This window comes from Arthrobacter sp. Soil763 (assembly GCF_001428365.1).
Lineage (GTDB): Bacteria > Actinomycetota > Actinomycetes > Actinomycetales > Micrococcaceae > Arthrobacter.
Genome location: NZ_LMSH01000007.1, coordinates 1304 through 21015 on the forward strand (window position 1 = coordinate 1304; position 19712 = coordinate 21015).

General features: G+C 69.1%; 18 protein-coding genes, 3 pseudogenes and 1 riboswitch. Of the genes and pseudogenes, 2 read left to right on the plus strand and 19 right to left on the minus strand.

The annotated features are described in order from the left end of the window. The 7 genes and pseudogenes from glyA to ASG71_RS15905 form a co-directional block, all read right to left on the minus strand. Positions 1–882: serine hydroxymethyltransferase (gene glyA / locus ASG71_RS15885; protein WP_321164508.1), on the minus strand; the 882-nt coding region annotated here is incomplete at its 3' end. Positions 883–1014: 132 nt separating this feature from the next. Next, positions 1015–1401, minus strand: coding sequence for a glycine cleavage system protein GcvH (gene gcvH, locus ASG71_RS15890; RefSeq protein WP_056741120.1), 387 nt, complete (start codon positions 1399–1401; stop codon positions 1015–1017). A 183-nt stretch (positions 1402–1584) separates the two neighbouring features. Further along, positions 1585–2733 (minus strand): glycine cleavage system aminomethyltransferase GcvT, encoded by a 1149-nt coding sequence (gene gcvT / locus ASG71_RS15895; protein ID WP_056741121.1) that lies wholly within the window; start codon positions 2731–2733, stop codon positions 1585–1587. 12 nt (positions 2734–2745) lie between these two features. Then, positions 2746–3517: pseudogene (locus ASG71_RS17055) on the minus strand (glycine dehydrogenase (aminomethyl-transferring)); the annotation flags it as partial. 1 nt (position 3518) lies between these two features. Beyond that, positions 3519–3799, minus strand: a pseudogene (locus tag ASG71_RS17060) (hypothetical protein); the annotation flags it as partial. Positions 3800–3864: 65 nt separating this feature from the next. Beyond that, positions 3865–5931, minus strand: a pseudogene (locus ASG71_RS15900) (glycine dehydrogenase (aminomethyl-transferring)); the annotation flags it as partial. Positions 5932–6099: 168 nt separating this feature from the next. After that, positions 6100–6198, minus strand: a riboswitch (glycine riboswitch). 362 nt (positions 6199–6560) lie between these two features. Further along, a complete protein-coding gene (locus ASG71_RS15905; RefSeq protein WP_056741235.1) occupies positions 6561–7100 on the minus strand; it encodes a TetR/AcrR family transcriptional regulator in 540 nt (179 codons plus the stop codon). Positions 7101–7166: 66 nt separating this feature from the next. Between ASG71_RS15905 and ASG71_RS15910 the strand changes: the two genes are divergently transcribed. Next, positions 7167–8732 carry an MFS transporter gene (locus ASG71_RS15910; RefSeq protein WP_056741123.1) on the plus strand — a complete coding sequence of 522 codons (1566 nt, stop codon included), beginning with the start codon at positions 7167–7169 and terminating at the stop codon, positions 8730–8732. 117 nt (positions 8733–8849) lie between these two features. On the opposite strand, the gene ASG71_RS15915 is transcribed toward ASG71_RS15910, so the two are convergent. Together ASG71_RS15915 and ASG71_RS15920 are read right to left on the minus strand one after the other, a co-directional pair. Next, on the minus strand, positions 8850–9332 hold the full coding sequence (locus ASG71_RS15915) for a Dps family protein (protein ID WP_056741125.1): 483 nt from the start codon (positions 9330–9332) through the stop codon (positions 8850–8852). A 134-nt stretch (positions 9333–9466) separates the two neighbouring features. After that, the gene (locus ASG71_RS15920; protein WP_056741127.1) at positions 9467–10285 is read right to left on the minus strand and encodes a sigma-70 family RNA polymerase sigma factor; all 819 of its coding nucleotides are present in this window, start codon (positions 10283–10285) and stop codon (positions 9467–9469) included. Between the two features lie 227 nt (positions 10286–10512). Here ASG71_RS15920 and flgN point away from each other — a divergent pair, with 227 nt between their 5' ends. Continuing rightward, positions 10513–11028, plus strand: coding sequence for a flagellar export chaperone FlgN (gene flgN, locus ASG71_RS15925; RefSeq protein ID WP_056741129.1), 516 nt, complete (start codon positions 10513–10515; stop codon positions 11026–11028). A gap of 43 nt (positions 11029–11071) precedes the next feature. Here flgN and ASG71_RS15930 read toward each other — a convergent pair whose 3' ends face one another. The 10 genes from ASG71_RS15930 to ASG71_RS15975 are packed head-to-tail and all read right to left on the minus strand — an operon-like array spanning position 11072 to position 19617. Beyond that, positions 11072–11323, minus strand: coding sequence for a carbon storage regulator (locus ASG71_RS15930; RefSeq protein WP_056741131.1), 252 nt, complete (start codon positions 11321–11323; stop codon positions 11072–11074). A gap of 9 nt (positions 11324–11332) precedes the next feature. Then, positions 11333–12451, minus strand: a complete 1119-nt coding sequence (locus ASG71_RS16765) for a hypothetical protein (RefSeq protein ID WP_056741132.1) — start codon at positions 12449–12451, stop codon at positions 11333–11335. Then, positions 12429–14477 (minus strand): flagellar biosynthesis protein FlhA, encoded by a 2049-nt coding sequence (locus tag ASG71_RS15940; protein WP_056741133.1) that lies wholly within the window; start codon positions 14475–14477, stop codon positions 12429–12431. The genes ASG71_RS16765 and ASG71_RS15940 overlap by 23 nt, the downstream gene beginning before the upstream one ends. 37 nt (positions 14478–14514) lie before the next feature. After that, positions 14515–15597, minus strand: coding sequence for a flagellar biosynthesis protein FlhB (locus tag ASG71_RS15945; RefSeq protein WP_056741135.1), 1083 nt, complete (start codon positions 15595–15597; stop codon positions 14515–14517). Beyond that, positions 15597–16355 (minus strand): flagellar biosynthetic protein FliR, encoded by a 759-nt coding sequence (locus tag ASG71_RS15950; protein WP_056741137.1) that lies wholly within the window; start codon positions 16353–16355, stop codon positions 15597–15599. Before ASG71_RS15950 ends, ASG71_RS15945 begins: the two co-directional genes overlap by 1 nt. 1 nt (position 16356) lies before the next feature. Next, complete coding sequence (fliQ, locus tag ASG71_RS15955) at positions 16357–16632, minus strand: flagellar biosynthesis protein FliQ (RefSeq protein ID WP_056741139.1); 276 nt, start codon at positions 16630–16632, stop codon at positions 16357–16359. Then, positions 16629–17456, minus strand: a complete 828-nt coding sequence (gene fliP, locus ASG71_RS15960) for a flagellar type III secretion system pore protein FliP (RefSeq protein ID WP_414826681.1) — start codon at positions 17454–17456, stop codon at positions 16629–16631. Before fliP ends, fliQ begins: the two co-directional genes overlap by 4 nt. Continuing rightward, the gene (gene fliO / locus ASG71_RS15965) at positions 17453–17995 is read right to left on the minus strand and encodes a flagellar biosynthetic protein FliO (protein ID WP_056741141.1); all 543 of its coding nucleotides are present in this window, start codon (positions 17993–17995) and stop codon (positions 17453–17455) included. The genes fliP and fliO overlap by 4 nt, the downstream gene beginning before the upstream one ends. Next, positions 17996–18724: a flagellar motor switch protein FliN gene (gene fliN, locus ASG71_RS15970; protein WP_056741143.1), complete on the minus strand. Its 729-nt coding sequence runs from the start codon at positions 18722–18724 to the stop codon at positions 17996–17998. It lies immediately after the preceding gene. Next, positions 18721–19617: a flagellar motor switch protein FliM gene (locus ASG71_RS15975; RefSeq protein WP_235564172.1), complete on the minus strand. Its 897-nt coding sequence runs from the start codon at positions 19615–19617 to the stop codon at positions 18721–18723. The genes fliN and ASG71_RS15975 overlap by 4 nt, the downstream gene beginning before the upstream one ends. Between the last annotated feature and the right edge of the window lie 95 nt (positions 19618–19712).

Genomic DNA, 19712 nt, shown 5'->3' on the forward strand with positions numbered 1-19712 from the left:
TTCCTGGCGTTCCTTGAACTCCGGTGACGCGGCGACCTTGAAGGCCACGGCCTTGCCGGCGATGACGTGCTCGAGCGGGCCGCCCTGCTGGCCCGGGAACACGGCCGAGTTGATCTTCTTGGCGATGTCCGCGTCGTTGGAGAGGATGATGCCGCCGCGCGGGCCCGCGAGGGTCTTGTGCGTCGTCGACGTCGTTACGTGCGCGTGCGGCACCGGGGACGGGTGCAGCCCCGCCGCCACGAGCCCGGCGAAGTGGGCCATGTCCACCATCAGGTACGCACCGACCGAGTCGGCGATCCGGCGGAACTCCGCGAAGTCCAGTTGCCGGGCGTACGCGGACCAGCCGGCCACGATCAGCTGCGGTTTGTGCTCGTGGGCGAGGCGTTCGACCTCGGCCATGTCGATGCGGTGGTCATCCTCGCGGACCTGGTACGGGATGACGTTGTAGAGCCGGCCGGAGAAGTTGATCTTCATCCCGTGGGTCAGGTGACCGCCGTGGGCCAGGTTCAGTCCCATGATGGTGTCGCCCGGGCGGATCAGGGCGTGCATGACCGAGGCGTTCGCCTGCGCGCCGGAGTGCGGCTGGACGTTCGCGAACTCCGCACCGAAGAGGGCCTTGACCCGGTCGATCGCGAGCTGTTCGACGACGTCGACGTGCTCGCAGCCGCCGTAGTAGCGCTTGCCCGGGTAGCCCTCGGCGTACTTGTTCGTCAGCACCGAACCCTGCGCCTGCATCACGGCCCGGGAGGTGTGGTTCTCCGAGGCGATCATCTCCAGGCCGTCGCGCTGGCGGCCCAGTTCGGCGTCGATCTGCGCGGCGATCTCCGGGTCCAGGGCGGACAGGTCAGCGTCCAGCGACGGGGACACGACCTGCTCGAACACTGCGGTGTTGGTGCCTNTCGGCGTCGATCTGCGCGGCGATCTCCGGGTCCAGGGCGGACAGGTCAGCGTCCAGCGACGGGGACACGACCTGCTCGAACACTGCGGTGTTGGTGCCTGCGGCCGCGGCGCCGCTCACAGCTCGCCGCCGTTTTTGGAGGCGTAATCCTGGGCGGAGAGCAGCGGACCCTCGGATACGGCGGCCACTTTGAAGAGCCAGCCGGCGCCGTAGGGGTCGCTGTTGATCAGCGCCGGATCGGACACGACGGCGTCGTTGATCTCGGTGACCTCGCCCGTGACCGGGGCGTACAGGTCCGAAACGGACTTCGTCGACTCGACCTCACCGCAGGTCTCGCCCGCGGTCACCGCGGAGCCGACCTCGGGCAGGTCAACGTAAACGATGTCACCCAGCGCGTCCGTGGCGACCGCCGAGATGCCGATGGACACGACGTCCGATCCGGCATCCCGGGCAACCCACTCATGCTCGTCGGAATACTGAAGTTCGGGAGCTACTTTTGCCATGAAATTTCCTAAGTTCTAGAGGGTTAAAAAAGACTGAAGTGATCCGGGAGGTGCGAGACGCGCGGGGGCGGCCCGCCGTAGTTTTCGAAAGCGTGCGTCAAAGCGACGGAGGAGCAGCACGCGTGAAAACTAGGGCGCGCCGCCCCCGAAGCCAGCCACAGACCGGGGACGGCAGACGCCGAGCTACTTCTGGCGCTTGTAGAACGGCAGCGCCACAACCTCGAACGGTTCGGGCTTGCCGCGGAGGTCGATGTCCAGGGCAGTGCCGGGCTCGGTGAAAGCGACATCGACGTAGGCCATCGCGACCGGGTAGCCCAGCGTCGGGGACGGCTGGCCGGAGGTGACCTCGCCGACGACGTTGCCGTCCTTGAGGACCGGGTAGTGGCCGCGGCCGGCCCGGCGCCCGAGGCCCTTGAGCCCGACGAGCCTGCGTCCGGTGCTGGTGCCCGCGCCGGCTTCCTTCTTGGCGGCCAAGGCCGCCTTGCCGACGAAGTCGCCTTCCTTGGACAGCGCGACGACGGGGCCAAGCCCGGCAGCGAACGGGTCGCCCTCGAGGGAGAGCTCGTTGCCGTAGAGCGGCATGCCGGCCTCAAGGCGCAGCGAGTCGCGGGAAGCGAGCCCGGCGGGGGTCAGCTCGCCCTCCTCGGCGATGGCGATGAGCGCCTGCCAGAGGGCGGCGGCGTCGTCGTTGGCGACGAAGATTTCGAAGCCGTCTTCCCCGGTGTAGCCGGTGCGCGCCAGGAGGAGGTCCTTGCCGGCGCCGCCGACCATGAACGGGACCTCGACGGCGGCGTAGTACTTCAGGCCGGTGACCAGTTCGTGCTGGGCGGCCGGAACCAGACGGAGCAGGATGGCCTCCGCCTTCGGGCCCTGCACCGCGACCAGCGAGATCTCGGCGGAGGCGTCCTGGACCGTGACGTCGAAGCCTGCGGCGCGTTCGGCCAGTTCCGCGGCCACGACCTTGGCGTTGCCCGCGTTGGGGACCACGAGGAACTTGTCGGTGCCGTCGGCGGCCGCCGGGCGCCGGTAAGTGATGAGGTCGTCGATGATTCCGCCGTCCTCGTTGCAGATCAGCGAGTACTTGGCCTTACCGACCGCCATCGCGGAGATTTTTCCGACGAGGGCGTAGTCAAGGAACGCTGCGGCGTCCGGGCCGGTGACCCAGACCTCGCCCATGTGGGAGAGGTCGAACAGGCCCGCGGAGGTGCGGACGGCATGGTGCTCGGCGAGCTCCGAGCCGTACTTCAAGGGCATCTGCCAGCCGCCGAAGTCCGTGAAGGAGGCGCCGAGCTTCTTGTGCTCTTCGTAGAGCGCGGTGTAGTTCTCAGTCATCGTTGGCTGTCCTTAATTGGCAGAGTCTGCGGAGTCGTCGGAGTGATCTTCGAAGGCCTCGAGCGGCGGGCAGGAGCAGATCAGGTTCCGGTCGCCGGCGGCGCCGTCGATCCGGCCGACCGGCGGGAAGTACTTGTCCTGCTTGAGCGTGTGGACGGGGAAGACTGCCTGGGACGGGGAAGACTGCCTGTTCGCGGGAGTAGCCGCGCTCCCAATCGGTGCTGATCACTGCGGACGCGGTGTGGGGTGCGTTGCGCAGCGGGCTGTGCTCCACGGTGAAGTCGCCGTGTGCCACCTGGTCGATTTCCTTGCGGATGGTGATCATGGCGGTGATGAACCGGTCGATCTCGCCGAGGTCCTCGGATTCCGTGGGCTCGACCATCAGGGTCCCGGCCACCGGGAACGCCAGCGTCGGGGCGTGGAAGCCGTAGTCGATCAGGCGCTTGGCGACGTCCTCGGCGGTCACGCCGGTCTTGGCCGTGAGCTCGCGCAGGTCCAGGATGCACTCGTGCGCCACGAGCCCGCCCTCACCGGTGTAGAGCACCGGGAAGTGGTCGTTGAGGCGGGCCGCGATGTAGTTCGCGGCGAGCAGCGCGGACTTGGTGGCTTCGGTCAGGCCCTGCCCGCCCATCAGCTTCACGTAGGCCCAGGAAATCGGCAGCACACCGGCCGAACCGTAGCGGGACGCGGAAATCGGGGTGCCCTCGGCGCCGTTCGCCGGGTCGGCCGCGTTGCCGGGCATGAACGGGGCCAGGTGCGCCTTGGCCGCAACCGGGCCCACGCCNGCGGAAATCGGGGTGCCCTCGGCGCCGTTCGCCGGGTCGGCCGCGTTGCCGGGCATGAACGGGGCCAGGTGCGCCTTGGCCGCAACCGGGCCCACGCCGGGTCCGCCGCCGCCGTGCGGGATGCAGAAGGTCTTGTGCAGGTTCAGGTGCGAGACGTCGCCGCCGAACATGCCCGGCTGCGCCAGGCCCACGAGGGCGTTGAGGTTCGCGCCGTCAATGTAGACCTGGCCGCCGGCGGCGTGGATGGCGTCGCAGACCTCACGGACGTCGGCGTCGTACACCCCGTGCGTGGACGGGTAGGTGATCATGATCGCCGAGAGGGCGTCCTTGTGCTGCTCGATCTTGNGCGTCGCAGACCTCACGGACGTCGGCGTCGTACACCCCGTGCGTGGACGGGTAGGTGATCATGATCGCCGAGAGGGCGTCCTTGTGCTGCTCGATCTTGGCCTGCAGGTCGGCGTGGTCGATCGTGCCGTCGGCGGCGGTGGCCACGACGACGACCTTCATGCCGGCCAGGACCGCGGAGGCGGCGTTGGTGCCGTGCGCGGAGGCCGGGATCAGGCAGATGTTGCGCTGCTCGTCGCCGCGGGAGAGGTGGTAGCCGCGGATCGCGAGGAGTCCGGCGAGCTCACCCTGGGAGCCGGCGTTCGGCTGGATGGAGACCTGGTCGTAGCCGGTGATCTCGGTCAGGTCAGCTTCCAGGCCCTCGATCAGCTCGCGCCAGCCGGCGGTCTGCGATTCCGGGGCGAAGGGGTGGATGGAGGCGAACTCGGGCCAGGAGATGGCTTCCATCTCGGCCGTGGCGTTCAGCTTCGGCGGTCTGCGATTCCGGGGCGAAGGGGTGGATGGAGGCGAACTCGGGCCAGGAGATGGCTTCCATCTCGGCCGTGGCGTTCAGCTTCATGGTGCAGGATCCGAGCGGGATCATGGTGCGGTCCAGGGCCAGGTCACGGTCCGAGAGGCGGCGGATGTAACGCAGCAGCTGGGTCTCGGAGCGGTGGGTGTTGAAGACCGGGTGCTGGAGGTAGTCGGAGGTGCGTTCGACGGCGGTGTCCAGGGCGAAGCCTTCAGAAGTGTCCGCGACGGTGGCACCGAAGGCGGCGGCGACGTCGGCGACGATAGCCGCCGTCGTGGCTTCATCGGCCGAGATGCCGACAGTGTCGGCGTCGATGGCGCGCAGGTTGATGCCCTTGGCGTCGGCGGCGGCGATGATCTCGGCGGCCTTGCCCGGGACGGACACGGTTACGGTGTCGAAGAACGAGGTGTGCAGGACCTCCAGGCCGGCTGCTTTGAGCGAGGCGGCAATGGTCCGGGCGTGGCCGTGGACGGTCTCGGCGATGGCCTTCAGGCCGTCCGGGCCGTGGTAGACGGCGTAGAAGGAAGCCACGATCGCCAGCAGCGCCTGGGCGGTGCAGATGTTGGAGGTGGCCTTCTCGCGGCGGATGTGCTGTTCGCGGGTCTGCAGCGCGAGCCGGTAGGCGGGGACGCCGGCGTTGTCCTTGGAGACGCCGACGAGGCGGCCGGGCATGGAGCGTTCCAGGCCCTTCTGGACGGCCATGTACGCGGCGTGCGGGCCGCCGAAGAACAGCGGGACGCCGAAGCGCTGGGCGGAGCCGACGGCGATGTCGGCCCCCTGTTCGCCCGGGGAAGTGATCAGGGTCAGGGAGAGCAGGTCCGCGGCGACGGTGACGAGCGCGCCGCGCTCCTTGGCCTCGGCGATGACGGCGGAGTGGTCGAAGACCCGGCCGGAGGCGCCGGGCTGCTGCAGCACGATGCCGTTGATGTCGCCGCCGGGCAGGCCCTGGGACAGGTCGGCGACCTCGACCTCGAAGCCGAGCGCCTCGGCGCGGCCCTTGACGATGGCGATGGTCTGCGGGAGGCAGTCGGCGTCGAGGACGGTTTTGCCGTCGTGGGCCGTTTTGTTCTTGTTGGCCCTCCGCATCATCAGCACGGCCTCGGCGACGGCGGTGGCTTCGTCCAGCAGCGAGGCGTTGGCGATGGGCAGGGCGGTCAGGTCCTGAACCATGGTCTGGAAGTTCAGCAGCGCCTCGAGCCGGCCCTGCGAGATTTCCGGCTGGTAGGGCGTGTAGGCGGTGTACCAGCCCGGGGCCTCGAGGATGTTGCGGCGGATCACGGCGGGCGTGACGGTGTCGTAGTAGCCCTGGCCGATCATCTGCACGGCAGTCTTGTTCTTGGCGGCCAGCTTGCGCAGTTCGGCGAGCACTTCGACTTCGCTCAGGGCTGCGGCGAGCGCGAGGTCGGAGTCCTGCCGAATGTCCTTCGGCACGGCGGTGTCCACGAGCGCATCGACGGTGTCGTAGCCGACAGCCTTCAGCATGGTGTCGATGTCGGTCTGGCGGCGGGCGCCGATGTGCCGGTCGACGAAGGACGTGGAGGCTGAGGTAACAGTCACAAGGAACTCCATAACTAAGGCGGCGCAGGGTACGCCACATTGATTCGGGTTCCTCCCCGCTCTGTATTGGACCTGAGAGTTTCCGCGCAGCCGCTTTCGCGAGGCTCCGCTTGCACCGTCGGTGAGCACAGCGCGCTACATGGCGCGCTTGCTGCTTTCCAGAGTTGCCTTGCCGCGGCGGTACATGGGCCTGAGAGATTCCTGGGGAGGGTTTGCTCCTACGGCGCCTGCGTGTACCTACTGGCAGGACTCTCCCGCCGCAGATCAGAGGCTATTCAATTACTCGTGACCACAGTCACAGCCTCCATTGTCCTATGCCGGAGGCGCGTCCGCAAACCCCATTTCTCCAGCGCGGCCTCTCCGCCCCCAGACCCCGCCGCCCCCTCCGACGCTCCCTCACTTCCGGCGCGGTTTTCCCCGACACTCCCTCACCTTCGGCGCGAATTTCCCCAACACTCCCTCACCTCCGGCGCTTTTTTCGAAACGCCCCCTCACAGGATGTGCGGGAGGGTCCCCGGAAGGGCACCGGATCTGCGGGAGCGCCCCGGAAGGGCACCAGACGTGATGGAGCGTCCGCCGAAAGCGCACCGGACCTGAGGGAGGGTGCTGCGGGACGGGAGGGCGGAAGGTTAGTTGCGCAGGCGCTCGACGGCGGCGAGCAGGTCCTCGACGCCGCCGGCAAGTTCCGGAGCCGAGCCGCCGGGTCCGCGGTCGAGCATGGCGTTGAAGTAGAGCCCGTCCCCCATGTAGAGCACCGGCCGGGCCATGGCCGGTCCGACGTCGGCCGCCAGCAGCGCCAGCCAGCTCGCCTGAACCCCGGCCATCCGCCGCAGGGTTTCGGCGTGGGCGACTTCGGCCAGCCGGGTGGCGGCCACGAAGACACGGTCCAGCGGGGTATCCGCCCAGACCGAGGAGCGGATGAAGTAGGCCGCAGCCCCCTCGGGCGCGGCGGCCATGGCGGCGAGGTCTTCGGCCAGGAGGCGGTCGAGGCGCTCCAGGAGCACCGCGATCATCGCTTCCTTGTTCGGGAAGTGGTAGAGCAGGCCGCCCTTGGAAACCCCGGCGCGGGCGGCCACGGCATCCAGCGTCGCGGCCCGCTCCCCCTCGGCAATGAGCAGCGCTTCGAAAGCATCGAGGATCGCCTCGCGGGCTACCGGTTTTCTGGCCATGGCTTCCATCATGCCTTCTCACGGGCGAACTTCTTAACTGTACCGTCCAGACGGTACAGTTATTTTATGCGCAGCGCACCCCAGACCTCGCCCCTCCGGTCCGCCAGCCCTCCCCGGGCACCATGGCGTGACTGGCTGGCGCTCTCGCTGCTGATGTTTCCGGTACTCCTCGTCGCGGTGGACAACACCGCGCTAACGTTCGCACTCCCGGCCATCGCCAGCAGCCTGGACGCCACCGGAGTGCAGCTGCTGTGGATCGTGGACGCCTACCCGCTGGTGTTGGCCGGGCTGCTGGTGGCGATGGGCAGCCTGGGCGACCGGATTGGTCGGCGCCGGCTGCTCTTTATCGGCAGCACCGGTTTCGCCGCCGTCTCGGCCGTGACGGCGTTCGCCCCGGCAGCCGAATGGCTGATTGCCGGCCGGGCGGGGCTGGGCTTCTTCGGAGCCATGCTGATGCCTTCAACCCTCTCCCTGATCCGGAACATCTTTCCCCAGCCCAACCGGCGGCGGCTCGCGGTGGCTATCTGGGCGGCGGGCTTCTCCGGCGGCGCCGCCCTGGGCCCGATCTTCGGCGGCTGGCTCGTGGAACACTTTTGGTGGGGCGCGGTCCTGCTGGTGGCCGTGCCGATCATCCTGCCGCTGCTGGTCCTGGGCCCCACGCTGATCCCGGAGTCGCGGGACCCGAACCCCGGCAGGGTGGATGCGCCCAGCATCGCCCTGTCCCTGCTGGCCATGATTCCTGCGGTCTACGGCATCAAGCTGTTCGCCACCCACGGCGTGGCACCGGAGCCGCTGGCTGCCCTGGCGGCAGGCCTGGCAGCGGGATACGCCTTCGTCCGCCGCCAGCGGGCGCTGGCCGCCTCGGCTTCCGCCACTCCCCTACTGGACCTGGGCCTGTTCGCCAACCCCGTATTCAGCACCGCCATTACGGCCAACGTCCTGGCCCTGTTCTCCTACAACGGCTTCATCCTGTTCCTCGCCCAGCACCTGCAACTGCTTGAGGGACAGAGCCCCTCGGAGTCCGGACTGGCAATGGTTCCGGCCCTGGTTGCCACCGTCGTCGCCGGCCTGCTCGTGGTGCCGCTGGTACGCCGGGTCCGCCCCGGGTTCGTCGTGGCGGGCGGCCTGCTCCTGAGCGCGGCCGGCTATGCCGTCGTAGCGCTGGGCGACCACAGCGGCGGCCCAGGCCTGCTGCTGGGCGCCCTGCTGGTGCTATGCCTGGGCGTCGGCGCGGCCGAGACGATCTCCAACGACCTGATCCTGGGCGCGGCGCCGGCGGCGAAATCCGGCGCAGCCTCCGCCATCTCGGAAACGGGCTACGAGGTCGGCTCGCTGCTCGGCACCGCGATCCTGGGTTCGATCCTGACCGCGTCCTATCAGCGCAACCTGCAGCTTCCCGCCGGACTGGCCGGAGCGCCGTCGAACGCCACAGCCCAGGCCGGCGAAACCCTCGCGGGCGCCTCCGAACTGGCCCAGGCCCTGCCGGCCCCGCTGGCAGAGGCGGTGATGACCGCCGCCCGGGCCGCTTTCGACTCGGGCGTCCACATCACCGCCGCGATCGCATTCGCCCTGATGGCCGGCGCCGCGGTGCTGGCCGGCGTCGTCCTGCGAAAGGTGCCGACGGCGGCCTGACCTACCGGCTGGGTCCCCGCCAGGCCGGGAATCCCAGCCACCCGAAGCCGTCGAGGGTTAAACGGCAAACGTCCGGCGCCGGGAAATCCTGGCGCCGGACGTTTGGAAGAGGTACTGCTACTTCTTGGGCTCCGCGGTGGTGACGGAGGCCGAGGCGCGCATGGTTTCGGCGTTGACCATCCAGGCGTACTGCTCAAACTTGGCGATGAACGCGTGCAGCAGGTCGGCCGTGGTGGGATCTTCCTCGTCCACCTCGTCGTGCACCTTGCGCATGGTGCCGACGGCGGCCTCCAGGGCGGCGACGATCTTGTCGATGGCGTCCTTGGTGTTGATCAGGCCGGTGGGGAATTCGGCGAGTGCCGTGGTCTTGGAAACCGTGGAGCTGCGGCCGTCAGGCAGGGCGTGCAGGGCGCGCATGCGCTCGGCCATCTCGTCGGCGAAACCTCGGGCGGCCTCGATGATCTCGTCAAGCTGCAGGTGCAGGTCGCGGAAGTTAGTGCCCACGATGTTCCAGTGCGCCTGCTTGCCCTGAACGTGGAGTTCGATCAGGTCCACGAGAACGGCCTGCATGTTGCTCGCCAGGGTAGGTGATGCTTTCATGAATCCTCCTTGATAGGAACGTCTGGATGGGCGTTATGCCTCAGACGCTACCCCAGGGAGGAGGCGGCGGGCGACGGTCCGGTGCGAATTTCACGATCAGCTTACTAAGCGAGCTTACTAAGCAGCCGTGACACCTAAACAGCCTGGTTCAGCACCGGTCCTTGCGGGAAGATGGCCCGGGTGATGCCGCCGGCCGTAGCCTGCGACAACTGGGCGAGGTAATCGTTGCGTCGGCGCGGGGTAATCCGCGACTGCGGCTCAAAGCCCTGGTCCGGGTCGTCCGCGTAATGGGCCGTGAGCCCGTCGCGCATCAACCGGATGGCCTCCGCGCGTTGCTGCGACACGGCGGCGTGCGTGGAGCCCAGTTCCGCGGCGAGGTCCTTAACGGTCCGGTCACCAAAGTAGATTTCTTCGACGACGTAGCGCATCCGCTCCGGCAGGGATTTCACAGCCGCCCGGAGGTACTGCAGGCGCTCGTCGGCGAGGACCGAGCTTTCCGGCGACAGCGTTTCGGCGGCCAGCGTGTCGACGACGGCGTCGTCCAGGGGGGTGAGGGTGCGGGAGGCGTCCGCGAGGGCAGCTTCGACGACGCTTTGCTGGACGCCCAGCGCCGAGGCGATCTCCTCCACGGACGGCGTGCGGCCGAGTGCGGCCGCCAGGGTTTCCTGCACCGACATGGTCTCTTTGATCCGCCGTCGGGCCGAGCGCGTGGCCCAGTCACTGGCGCGCATCTCGTCGGCGAAGGCACCGAGGATGCGGCGGCGGGCGAAGGCGCCGAAGGGCACGCCGAGGCCGGGATCAAAGGAGTCGGCCGAGGTAATCAGGGCCACGGCGCCAGCCGACGCCAGATCATCGCGCGAGAGGTGGGACGCCTTCGAGCACAATTCTGAGACGAGGTAGCCGACCAGCGGAAGATGCTGGATGACCATCTCGTTGCGTTCCACGCGATTCAATAGTGTTGTCCCCCCATGAGACCGGATCAGGAGTTTTAAAACCCTGAGAGCCGCACCCTCAAACGGTCCCGCACTCCCCCCATGGGAGGCGGTGTTCGAAGCCCGGGCGCAGCACCCAGAACGAAACCTATCACCTGATCCGGAATCTGCGTGTACCCTCAGGGAAAAGCTTGGCGGAAAATGCGGAAAGCCGTAATTTGGCCGGGATGACGGGGGAAATTGGGCCCATGGGTGCAGGGGATCTTTCGGCGGCGCTGTGGCAGGAACGCCGGCAGCTCGAGCTGCTGCTGTTCCGGCTGGAAACCCAGCGCCTTCACCTCACCGCCGGCAACATCGAATGGTTGTCCTTTACCGCCTCGGAGGTGGAGTCCGTCCTGGACCGGCTGCGCTTCGAGGCGCTGGCCAGAAACGTCGAATCGGCGGCGGTTGCGGCCGAGTGGGGGCTGCCGGCGCAGGCGACTCTGATCGAATTGATCGCCGCGGCACCGCCGGGCGCCTGGCCGGATGTCCTGCGGGACCACCTCGAGGGACTGCGTGCCCTGCTCATCCGGCTCGAGGACGCTGCTGCGGCCAGCGAGCGCATGATCCTGGGACTGGAGCTGCCGGCCGGCACGGGCGACCCGGCCGCGATGGTCGAGCAGCTGACGATGGCCGGGAACGTCGAACGCGCCCTGTCCATCACGCGCCGCGCAGCGCAGCCGTTGTTGATGCAGTACCTGGGCGACGACGCGAACTCGCACTGATTGTCGATGCCGGCGGTGCCGTAGCCGGGACAGCCGGGCGGGGTCAGTCCCGGGCGGGCGGGGGCAGCAGCCCGCGCAGCGCATCCTCGGTGCCGGACCCGGCTTCCGCGCCGGCTTCGGCGGCCGCCAGGTTCGCGGCGGCGATCGCTTCGATGACTTCGCGCCGCTGGATCGGGACGCCGCGGGGCGCTTCGATGCCGATCCGGACACCGTCGCCGCGGCCTTCAAGAACAGTGATGACGATGCCGTCGCCGATCATGATCTGTTCGCCCGGCTTGCGTGTAAGTACCAGCATTCTCTCAATCTACCCTTCGTGGCCGGACGCTGCGGCCCACGGCAACGGACGGGTCGCGGGCCGGCCGTCGATCCAGCCCACCGGCAGGCCCAGGGCCTCGACGCTTTCGGGCGTGCCGGTGTCCGTTGCCCCGACGACGGCGACGGCGGCCACGTCCAGGCGGGAGCGCAGCACGCCGACCCACCGGGCCGTGTCCTCGGTCTTGCGGCCGGCATCCACCACCACCCACAGCTGGTCCGGTGACAGCGAGGCGATCGCCTGCAGCCGGGCCAGGGTGTTGCGGGCCTTGCCCAGCCCGAAAGCGGCCATGACCGTCTGTTCGGTCTCCACGGCGTGCGCACGCGCCGCCGTGGCGCTCTGGCGCCCGTCCAGGTGCAGGTGGCCGTAGGCGCTCAGCTCCCCGGCGGTGCGCACGTCCGCTCCGCCGGCGGCGATGGACATGGCCAGCGCCGTGTCCAGGGCGTCGTCGCCGAGGCCGACCAGCACGACCAGGTCCCCGGTGCCGCGCAGCGGCGCCGGGACGATCTCCTGCAGCGGAACAGGAGCACGCACCGGTGCGGGGGCCGTCCGTGGCTCGGACGGGGAGGCGGCGGACGCCGGCCTGGCGGCGCCGTCGGACTCCCCCGCGGTGGCGGTGGCGGTGGCGGCCACCGTGGCCGGGGCGGGAGCCGCCGGGCGCAGGCCGGAGCCCAGCTGGTCCAGCAGCTCGGCGAAGCCGGGCTTCTCGGTGGAAACCCCGGGGGCGGCGGTCCGGTGCAGGGTCAGCTCGGCGGCATCCGCTTCGGCCAGCAGCGCCGCGATCGCGTCGCCCTGCAGCTCGTGGCCGGGGGCGGCGGCAGTCTTCGGCGCGGCCGCGTTGAGCCGGCGGTTCTGCCCGCTGTCCGCTTTGGCCGCGTCCTCCCCCTCGGCCAGGATGTCGGCGTCGGGCACCACCTCGCCGGTGACGACGTCGTGCGTGGGCTGGACCTCGACGATCGCCTCGTAGCGGTTGGCGGCGAACAGCCCGGCGATGCCGGGGCTGGTCACGCGCTCCGCGGAAACGATCCGCGCCGACGGCCCGTACTGGGCCTCGGCCTTGCTGCGGATTTCCTCCAGTGAGGCTCCTTTAAGCCGAAAGCGGTTCGGCATGGCGCACTACTCCTACTGTTTCGATCCGCACATTGGCGGAAGTGACTTCGCGATAGGACAGCACTGGCAGGGACCCGGGCTGCGACCCGACAAGCCGGTGGATGGCCGGACGCAGCGCGGGGGCGCAGACCAGGACGGCCTGGCGGTTTGCCGCAGCCGCGGAGTCCATGGCGTTCTGCACCGAGCGGAGCACGGCGTCGAGCCGGTCCTGCCCCATCACAATCTGGCTGCCTCCCTCGGCCGGACGCATGTCCTCCAGCATGGACTGTTCCAGCAGCGGGTCGATCATGATGACGTTCAGCACGGGCCCGTCCATGAATTTGGCGGTCAGCGCCGGGCCGAGCGACTGGCGCGCGGCCTCGACCAGCGACTCCGGGTCGGTGGAGACCTTGGCGCGCAGGGTCAGCGCCTCGTAGATCCGGGCGAGGTCGTTGATCGGGACCTGCTCGTCCAGCAGGCCCTGGAGCACGCGCTGCAGCTCGGCGAGGGTGAGCAGGGCCGGGGTGAGTTCGTCGACGGCGGACGGGCTCTGCTTCCGCACGCCCTCGGTGAGCACCCGGACGTCCTCGCGGGAGAGCAGCCGGGCGGCGTTGGCGGTGACGATCGAGGACAGGTGCGTGACCAGCACCGAGACCCGGTCGATCACGGTGGCCCCGGTCATTTCGGCGTTGTGCCGCATTTCCGCCGGAATCCACTTGCCGGCGAGGCCGAAGACCGGCTCGATCATGGCCGCGCCGGGCAGCGAGTCCAGCGCGTCACCCAGGGCCAGCAGCTGCCCGCCCGGGGCGGTGCCGCGGCCGGCCTCCACACCGGCGATCCGGATGGCGTAGGTGGCCGGGGGCAGGTCCACGCTGTCCCGGGTGCGGACCGGCGGGATGACCAGGCCCAGTTCCATGGCGATTTTGTGCCGCAGCGACCGGACCCGGGCCAGCAGGTCATCGGAGGCGCCGGAAACCATGTCGACCAGGTCCGGGGCGAGCAGGATCTCCACCGGGTGGACGCGCATGTCCTCAAGCAGCTTCTCGTTGGGGTCCAGTTCGGGTGCGCCCAGGGCCGCGGCTTCGGCGTCGCGGGCCTGTTCCGCCTGCAGCTGGCTCGCCTTGGTGCGGCGAGAGGCCAGGATCAGTCCGGCGCCCACCAGGACGAACGGAATGGGCGGCATGCCGGGGATGAAGGCCATGGCCAAGGCGGCGACGCCGGCGATCAGCAGGGCGTTGGGTGACTGCAGCAGCTGGGTGGAGGCCGTCCGGCCCATGTCCGCCTCGGCGTTGGACCGGGTGACGATCATGCCGGTGGAGACGGCCATAAGCAGCGCCGGGATTTGGGTGACCAGCCCGTCGCCCATGGTCAGGATGCCGTAGGTGTTCAGCGCGTCGCCGATCTCCATGCCGCGCTGCAGCATGCCGATGGCGATGCCGCCGATGAAGTTGATGATGATGATGATGATGCCTGCGATCGCGTCGCCCTTGACGAACTTGGAGGCACCGTCCATGGCGCCGTAGAAGTCGGCCTCCGCGGAGACCTCGGCACGCCGCTCCCGGGCCTGGGTGTCGGTGATCAGTCCGGCGTTGAGGTCGGCGTCGATCGCCATCTGCTTGCCGGGCATGGCATCGAGGGTGAAGCGCGCCCCGACCTCGGCGACGCGTTCGGCGCCCTTGGTGACCACGACGAACTGGATCACCACGAGGATCAGGAAGACGACTGCGCCGATAATCATGGAGCCGCCCACGGTGACCTTGCCGAACGCCTCAATGACCTGCCCGGCGTAGCCGTTGCCCAAGACCAGCCGGGTGGAGGCGACGTTCAGGCCCAGCCGGAACAGCGTGGCCACGAGCAGCAGCGAGGGGAACACGGAGAAGTCCAGCGGCTTCTTCACGAACATGCTGGTCAGCAGCACCAGCAGCGCCAGCAGGATGTTGCAGACGATCAGGAAGTCCAGCAGCGGCGCGGGCACGGGAACGACCAGCAGCAGCACAATGCCGACAATGCCGATCGGCACCGCCAGCCGGGCAAGCCTGTTGTTCATGATGCGGTCCTTTCACAGACGCTGGTTCGAAGCGGGTTCACAGCGCGGCTCCCGCCATCCGGTGCAGCCCGGCGCCGGCGCCGCGGGCCTTGAGCGACATGACGAACGCCAGCACGGCTGCCACCGCGTGGTAGAAATCCACCGGGATCTCCTGGCCCAGCTCGCACGCGCCGTGCAGCGCCCGGGCGAGCGGGATGTCCTGGACCATGGGGACGTCCCTGGCCTCGGCTTCCTGCCGGATCCGGGCGGCCACGTGGCCGGCGCCCTTGGCGACCACCCGCGGCGCGGACTTCCCGGGTTCGTATTTGAGCGCGACGGCGACGTGCGTCGGGTTGACGAGGACGACGTCGGCGTCCCCGATCGCGGCGATCATGCGGTTCCGGCTCATGGACAGCTGCCGGGCCCGGCGCTGGGACCGGATCAGCGGGTCGCCTTCGCTGCTCTTGTTCTCGTCCTGGACTTCCTTCTTGGACATCCGGGTCTTCTTCCGGTTCCGTCGCATCACCACGAAGTAGTCCACGGCGGCCAGGGCGATGCCGGCGAAAACCGCGAACTGGACCAGGGAGGAGATGCCTCCGCCGGCGGCCGCGACGACCCCGGCGAGCGGGAGGCCGCCCGCGGTGAGCAGGACCGGGACCAGCCCCTGAACGACCGAGTACAGGACGAGGCCGACGACGGTGGCCTTGAGCAGGGCTTTGACGCCGCCCCAGAGCGCCTGGGTGCCGAAGACCCGTTTCAGGCCGCTGAGCAGCTTGAAGTGTTCAAAATCCGCCCGGAACTTCTTCAGGTGGATGCCGCCCTGCAGGGCGGACCCGGCCACCACCACGACAAGGACCACGATCAGCATGGGTGCGAGGATCCCGGCGAGCGAGCCGAGTCCGTCCTCGAGGGCTTTGACGGCCTTCGCCGGGTCCGGCGCCGCCATGACGCCCCGGACGCTGAAGACCTGGTCGGTGGCGGCGTTGGCAGCGCGGTCCACGGTGGCGGGGATCATCACGGCCGCGGCGCCGACGGCGAGCCAGGCGGTGAGGTCCTGCGAGCGGGAGAGCTGGCCCTTGGAACGGACCTCCCGCATGCGTTTGTCGGTGGCTTGCTCGGTTTTTTCCTGTGAATCCGACATCAGCCCACCCCCAGCACTGTCCTGGCGGCCTGGCCGGCGAGCGTGGAGACGATCCTGGGCAGGGCCAGGAAGAGGAACCCGGCGAGAGCCAGGGTCAGCATGATCTTGAGCGGGAAGCCCAGCGAGAACGCGTTCAGGGCCGGCGCCACCCGGGTGAGCAGGCCGAGCCCGACGTCGGCGAGGAAGAGGACCACCAGCAGCGGGCCCGCGATCTGGACGGCGGCGAGGAACATGCCGGTCACGGCGGAGATCATGGCCTGGACGGGCTGGGCGAGGTCCAGTCCCCCGGCCAGCGGCAGCGCGGTGAAGCTGCCGGTCAGGCCGCCGATCACGAGCTGGTAGCCGTCTGAGGCGAACAGCAGGGCCAGGGCGGCCATCTGCAGCAGCCGGGTGAACTGGGCGCCATTGACCATCATCTGGGGATCGAATGCCTGCGCCATCTGGAACCCGCTGAACAGGTCGATCAGGCTGCCGGCGGACTGCACGGCGGAGAAGACCAGCATGACCAGGAACCCCAGGGCCAGGCCCGTGACGAGTTCGAGGACCACCCCGGTGAAGAACCCGGCCGTGTCCCGGGCGGTGTAACCGCCGGCGAGCCGCTGCGAGACTGCCAGGCCCAGCCCGACGCCGAGCATCGCCTTCACCCGGCCGGGGAAGGCGTGGTGCGCGAACGGAGGAGCCACGACCAGGAACGCCGTCATCCGGACGGTGGCCAGCAGGAGGACTTCCAGCCACGTCTGGTCGATCGGGATGCCCACCTCACAGACCTCCGAGCAGGGCCGGAATCTTGGCGAACAGGTCATTGGTGAACGCGACCATTTCCGAGATCATCCAGTGCCCGCAGACCACCAGGGCCACCGCGACGGCGGCCAGTTTCGGGACGAAGGAGAGCGTGGCCTCCTGCAGCTGGGTGATGGACTGCAGCAGCGAAATCGCCAGGCCCACGACCAGGGCCGTCACCAGTACCGGGGCCGAGAGCTTGGCGGCGACGATCATGGCCTGGAGGCAGATGTCCAGGACGGCGTTGGCATTCATCCGGTGCCCGCATAGCTTTGCACCAGCGAGGTGATGATGAGGCCCCAGCCGTCGACGAGGACGAAGAGCAGGATCTTGAACGGCAGCGAGATCATCACCGGCGGAAGCATCATCATGCCCATCGACATCAGGGCCGCGGAGACGACCAGGTCGATCACGAGGAACGGGATGAAGATGACGAAGCCGATGATGAAGGCGGCGCGGAGTTCGGAGATCATGAACGCCGGGATCAAGGTCTGCAGCGGAACGGCCTCGGGCGTGGCCGGGTTTTCCATGCCGGCGGCGCGGGTCATCAGGGCGATGTCCTCTTCCCGCGTGTGGGCAAGCATGAACTGCTGCAACGGGCCGGAGCCGGCGCTGAGGGCGCCGTTGAAGTCGAGCTTCCCGTTCAGGTAGGGCTGCACCCCGAGTGTGTTCATCTCGTTGATGACCGGCCACATGACGAAGATCGAGAGGAACAGCGCCAGCCCGGCCAGCACCTGGTTGGGCGGGATGGAGGGCAGCGACAGGGCGTTCCGGGTCATCGCCAGGACCACGAAGATCTTGGTGAACGAGGTCATCATCAACAGCAGGGCCGGCGCCACTGACAGCAGCGTGATCCCGATGAGGGTCAGGACGGCGGTGGAGGGCTTGCCGTCCATGCCGTTGATCTCGATGTTGACGCTGCCGGTATCCGGGCTGGCCGGCGGGGTCGGCGGCACCGGCGGGATGGGGGCGGCGTGGCCGGCGGAGGCATTCAGCCACAGCAGCAGGACCGCCAGGAGCACGGCGGAAAAGCCGTACGCCAGCACCCGGAGTGTTCTGGAGGTGAGGGGGCGGATCAATTGCGGCGTCCGCTCCTGAGAGCGGCGGCGGCCTGCTTCCAGGTGGAACCGGCCAGGATCGATCCGTGCAGCGGCGGGTGGACCACCGGCTGGCCGGCGCGGCCCGGGGCGGTCCGGGCGTGGGCTTCGCGGTGGATGGAACTGCGGCGGGACAGCGGCCGGTCCGGTGAACCGGTCTCGGCGGCCACGGCGGCAGGGGCGCCGGCGGTCGATGCGCCGGCGAGGGCCTGGGCGAACGCAGCCGCGGCACCGCGCCCGGGAGCCGGCAGCACCGCTTCGACGGCCTCTTCGGGTGCGTCCCCGGTGTGCAGCACATTGACGGCGTGGTCGGTGACGCCGAGCAGGAAGCGCTTGCCGCCGGCGTCGACCACGACCACGGAGGCGCGCTGGCCAACGCTTTGGCGACTGACCACATTCAAGGTGGCGTCAGCACGACGTCGTCCGGTGCCTTTGCCCAGACGGCGCTGCAACAGCCAGATCAAGCCCAGCACCGCGCCCAGGGCTACGGCTACCCGCAGCCCGAGGATCAGCGAGTCCATTCAGCTAAGCCCCTCGGCCACGTCGAGGATGCGGGTGATCCGCACGGCGTAGTCCTGGTCCAGGACCACCACCTCGCCGTGGGCGATCAGCCGCCCGTTGAGCAGGACGTCAGCCGGAGCCCCGGCGGAGCGGTCCAGTTCGATGATTTTGCCCGGCTCCAGCGAGAGCACGTCGCGCACCGACATGCGGGTGCGGCCGATCTCCACGGTCAGGGCCATTTCGATGTTGTTGATCCGGCCGAGCCGGCCGGCCACCGTGTCGCCGCCGCCGAAGGGGTCGCCGCCGCGGTCCTGGCCGGCGCCGTGCTCGCGCAGCCGGACGGCAAACCAGGCCGCCGGGCTGGTGCCGTCGGAAAGTTCGAAGATGGCGGTGTCCGGGTCCGTGAGAAGGCCCGACGCGTCGGATTCGCGCAGGTCGGAGAGCACGCCGGCGCCGAAGACGGAGCTGGCGCTTTCCATCGCCGGGCGGAGCACGTCGGTGACGGAGACGACGCCGAGCTGGCCGCCGGCCATGCCGCCGGCCGCCTCGTCGAGGAAGGTCCGGTCGCTGAGCATGAGGGCCAGATCCGCGGTGACCGACCCGACGAAGGTGGCGGTGACGGCCTGGCGGGCATAGGGGGCGGCGGCGCGGGCCGGGACCAGCGCCTCGACCTTCAGCGCCACCGGGCTGGGCAGCTCCTCAACAAGCCGTGCCGCCGACGATTCGTGCTTGGTCAGGGTGATGCTCATTGGTGGTTCTCCTCGATGGTGACAATGACGGCGGCGGCCCGGGACCCGTTGCGGGCGGGAGCGGCGGTGGCCAGCCGGGTGCCGTCCAGGGTGACGTCGAACGGCCGGTTTTCCAGGTGCGGGAGGGTCAGTACGTCCCCGACCGCCAGGCCGAGCACCTGGCTGGGGGTGACAAACGACGTCGAGAGCCGCACCGAGAGCTCCACCGGGACGCGTTCCAGCTGGGAGCTGACGCGGGCCGCCGCGTTGCCGCGGTCGTCCGTGGGGTTGACCTTTTTCAACCGGCCCAACAGGATGCCGGCCGGCACCGCCAGGGTGGCGGGGGCGCTGATGTCGCCGACGTTGATCGTAAACGCGGCCACGATCATCAGCTCGCTCGGCGGTGCAGCCTGGGCAAACTGGGAATTGTACTGCACCGTGTCCACCCGGATGGTTTCGCTCAGCAGCGGTCCCAGCGAGTAGCCCAGATCCTCGAGGGCCTCGTCCATGAGCCCCTTGACCAGGGCCTGTTCGATCTGGGTGAATTTCCGGTCCGGCATGGTCGTGTCGGCGGAGGCGCCAAGCATGCGGTTGATCCAGCCCAGGGCCGAGGGGGCGGGGAACTGCACCACGAGTTTGGGGTCGTGCGACTCGACCGTGCACAGGACCATGGCCGTGACGGCCGGCAGCGACGCCGCGTACTCGTCGTAGCTTTGCATGCGGACGTCTTCGAGCCGGACCACGGACTTCACGCGGACCTTGGCAGTCAGCTGGGTGCCCCACTGGCGGGCGAAGGTTTCGAAGGCGAGTTCCAGGACGCGGCTGTGTTCCCGAGCCAGCGTCGCGGGACGCCGGAAGTCATAGACGCTGACGGTCCGCTCCCGTGCCACTTCCCGCTCATCCAAAACACTCACGGTTGCCACTATCGGCCGCCGGTCCGACGGCGTAAGCAATCCGGAGCAGGCAGTTCCCGCCGGGTCCCCGCCGTCGTCCTGCCCGGTCGCCTGCC

Bases quoted from the DNA above. Each gene is read 5' to 3' on its own strand.
- gcvH (WP_056741120.1), bottom strand. From the start codon at position 1,401: ATGGCAAAAGTAGCTCCCGAACTTCAGTATTCCGACGAGCATGAGTGG.
- gcvT (WP_056741121.1), bottom strand. From the start codon at position 2,733: ATGACTGAGAACTACACCGCGCTCTACGAAGAGCACAAGAAGCTCGGC.
- ASG71_RS15905 (WP_056741235.1), bottom strand. From the start codon at position 7,100: ATGGCCAGAAAACCGGTAGCCCGCGAGGCGATCCTCGATGCTTTCGAA.
- ASG71_RS15910 (WP_056741123.1), top strand. From the start codon at position 7,167: ATGCGCAGCGCACCCCAGACCTCGCCCCTCCGGTCCGCCAGCCCTCCC.
- ASG71_RS15915 (WP_056741125.1), bottom strand. From the start codon at position 9,332: ATGAAAGCATCACCTACCCTGGCGAGCAACATGCAGGCCGTTCTCGTG.
- flgN (WP_056741129.1), top strand. From the start codon at position 10,513: ATGGGTGCAGGGGATCTTTCGGCGGCGCTGTGGCAGGAACGCCGGCAG.
- ASG71_RS15930 (WP_056741131.1), bottom strand. From the start codon at position 11,323: ATGCTGGTACTTACACGCAAGCCGGGCGAACAGATCATGATCGGCGAC.
- ASG71_RS16765 (WP_056741132.1), bottom strand. From the start codon at position 12,451: ATGCCGAACCGCTTTCGGCTTAAAGGAGCCTCACTGGAGGAAATCCGC.
- ASG71_RS15940 (WP_056741133.1), bottom strand. From the start codon at position 14,477: ATGAACAACAGGCTTGCCCGGCTGGCGGTGCCGATCGGCATTGTCGGC.
- ASG71_RS15945 (WP_056741135.1), bottom strand. From the start codon at position 15,597: ATGTCGGATTCACAGGAAAAAACCGAGCAAGCCACCGACAAACGCATG.
- fliQ (WP_056741139.1), bottom strand. From the start codon at position 16,632: ATGAATGCCAACGCCGTCCTGGACATCTGCCTCCAGGCCATGATCGTC.
- fliO (WP_056741141.1), bottom strand. From the start codon at position 17,995: ATGGACTCGCTGATCCTCGGGCTGCGGGTAGCCGTAGCCCTGGGCGCG.
- fliN (WP_056741143.1), bottom strand. From the start codon at position 18,724: ATGAGCATCACCCTGACCAAGCACGAATCGTCGGCGGCACGGCTTGTT.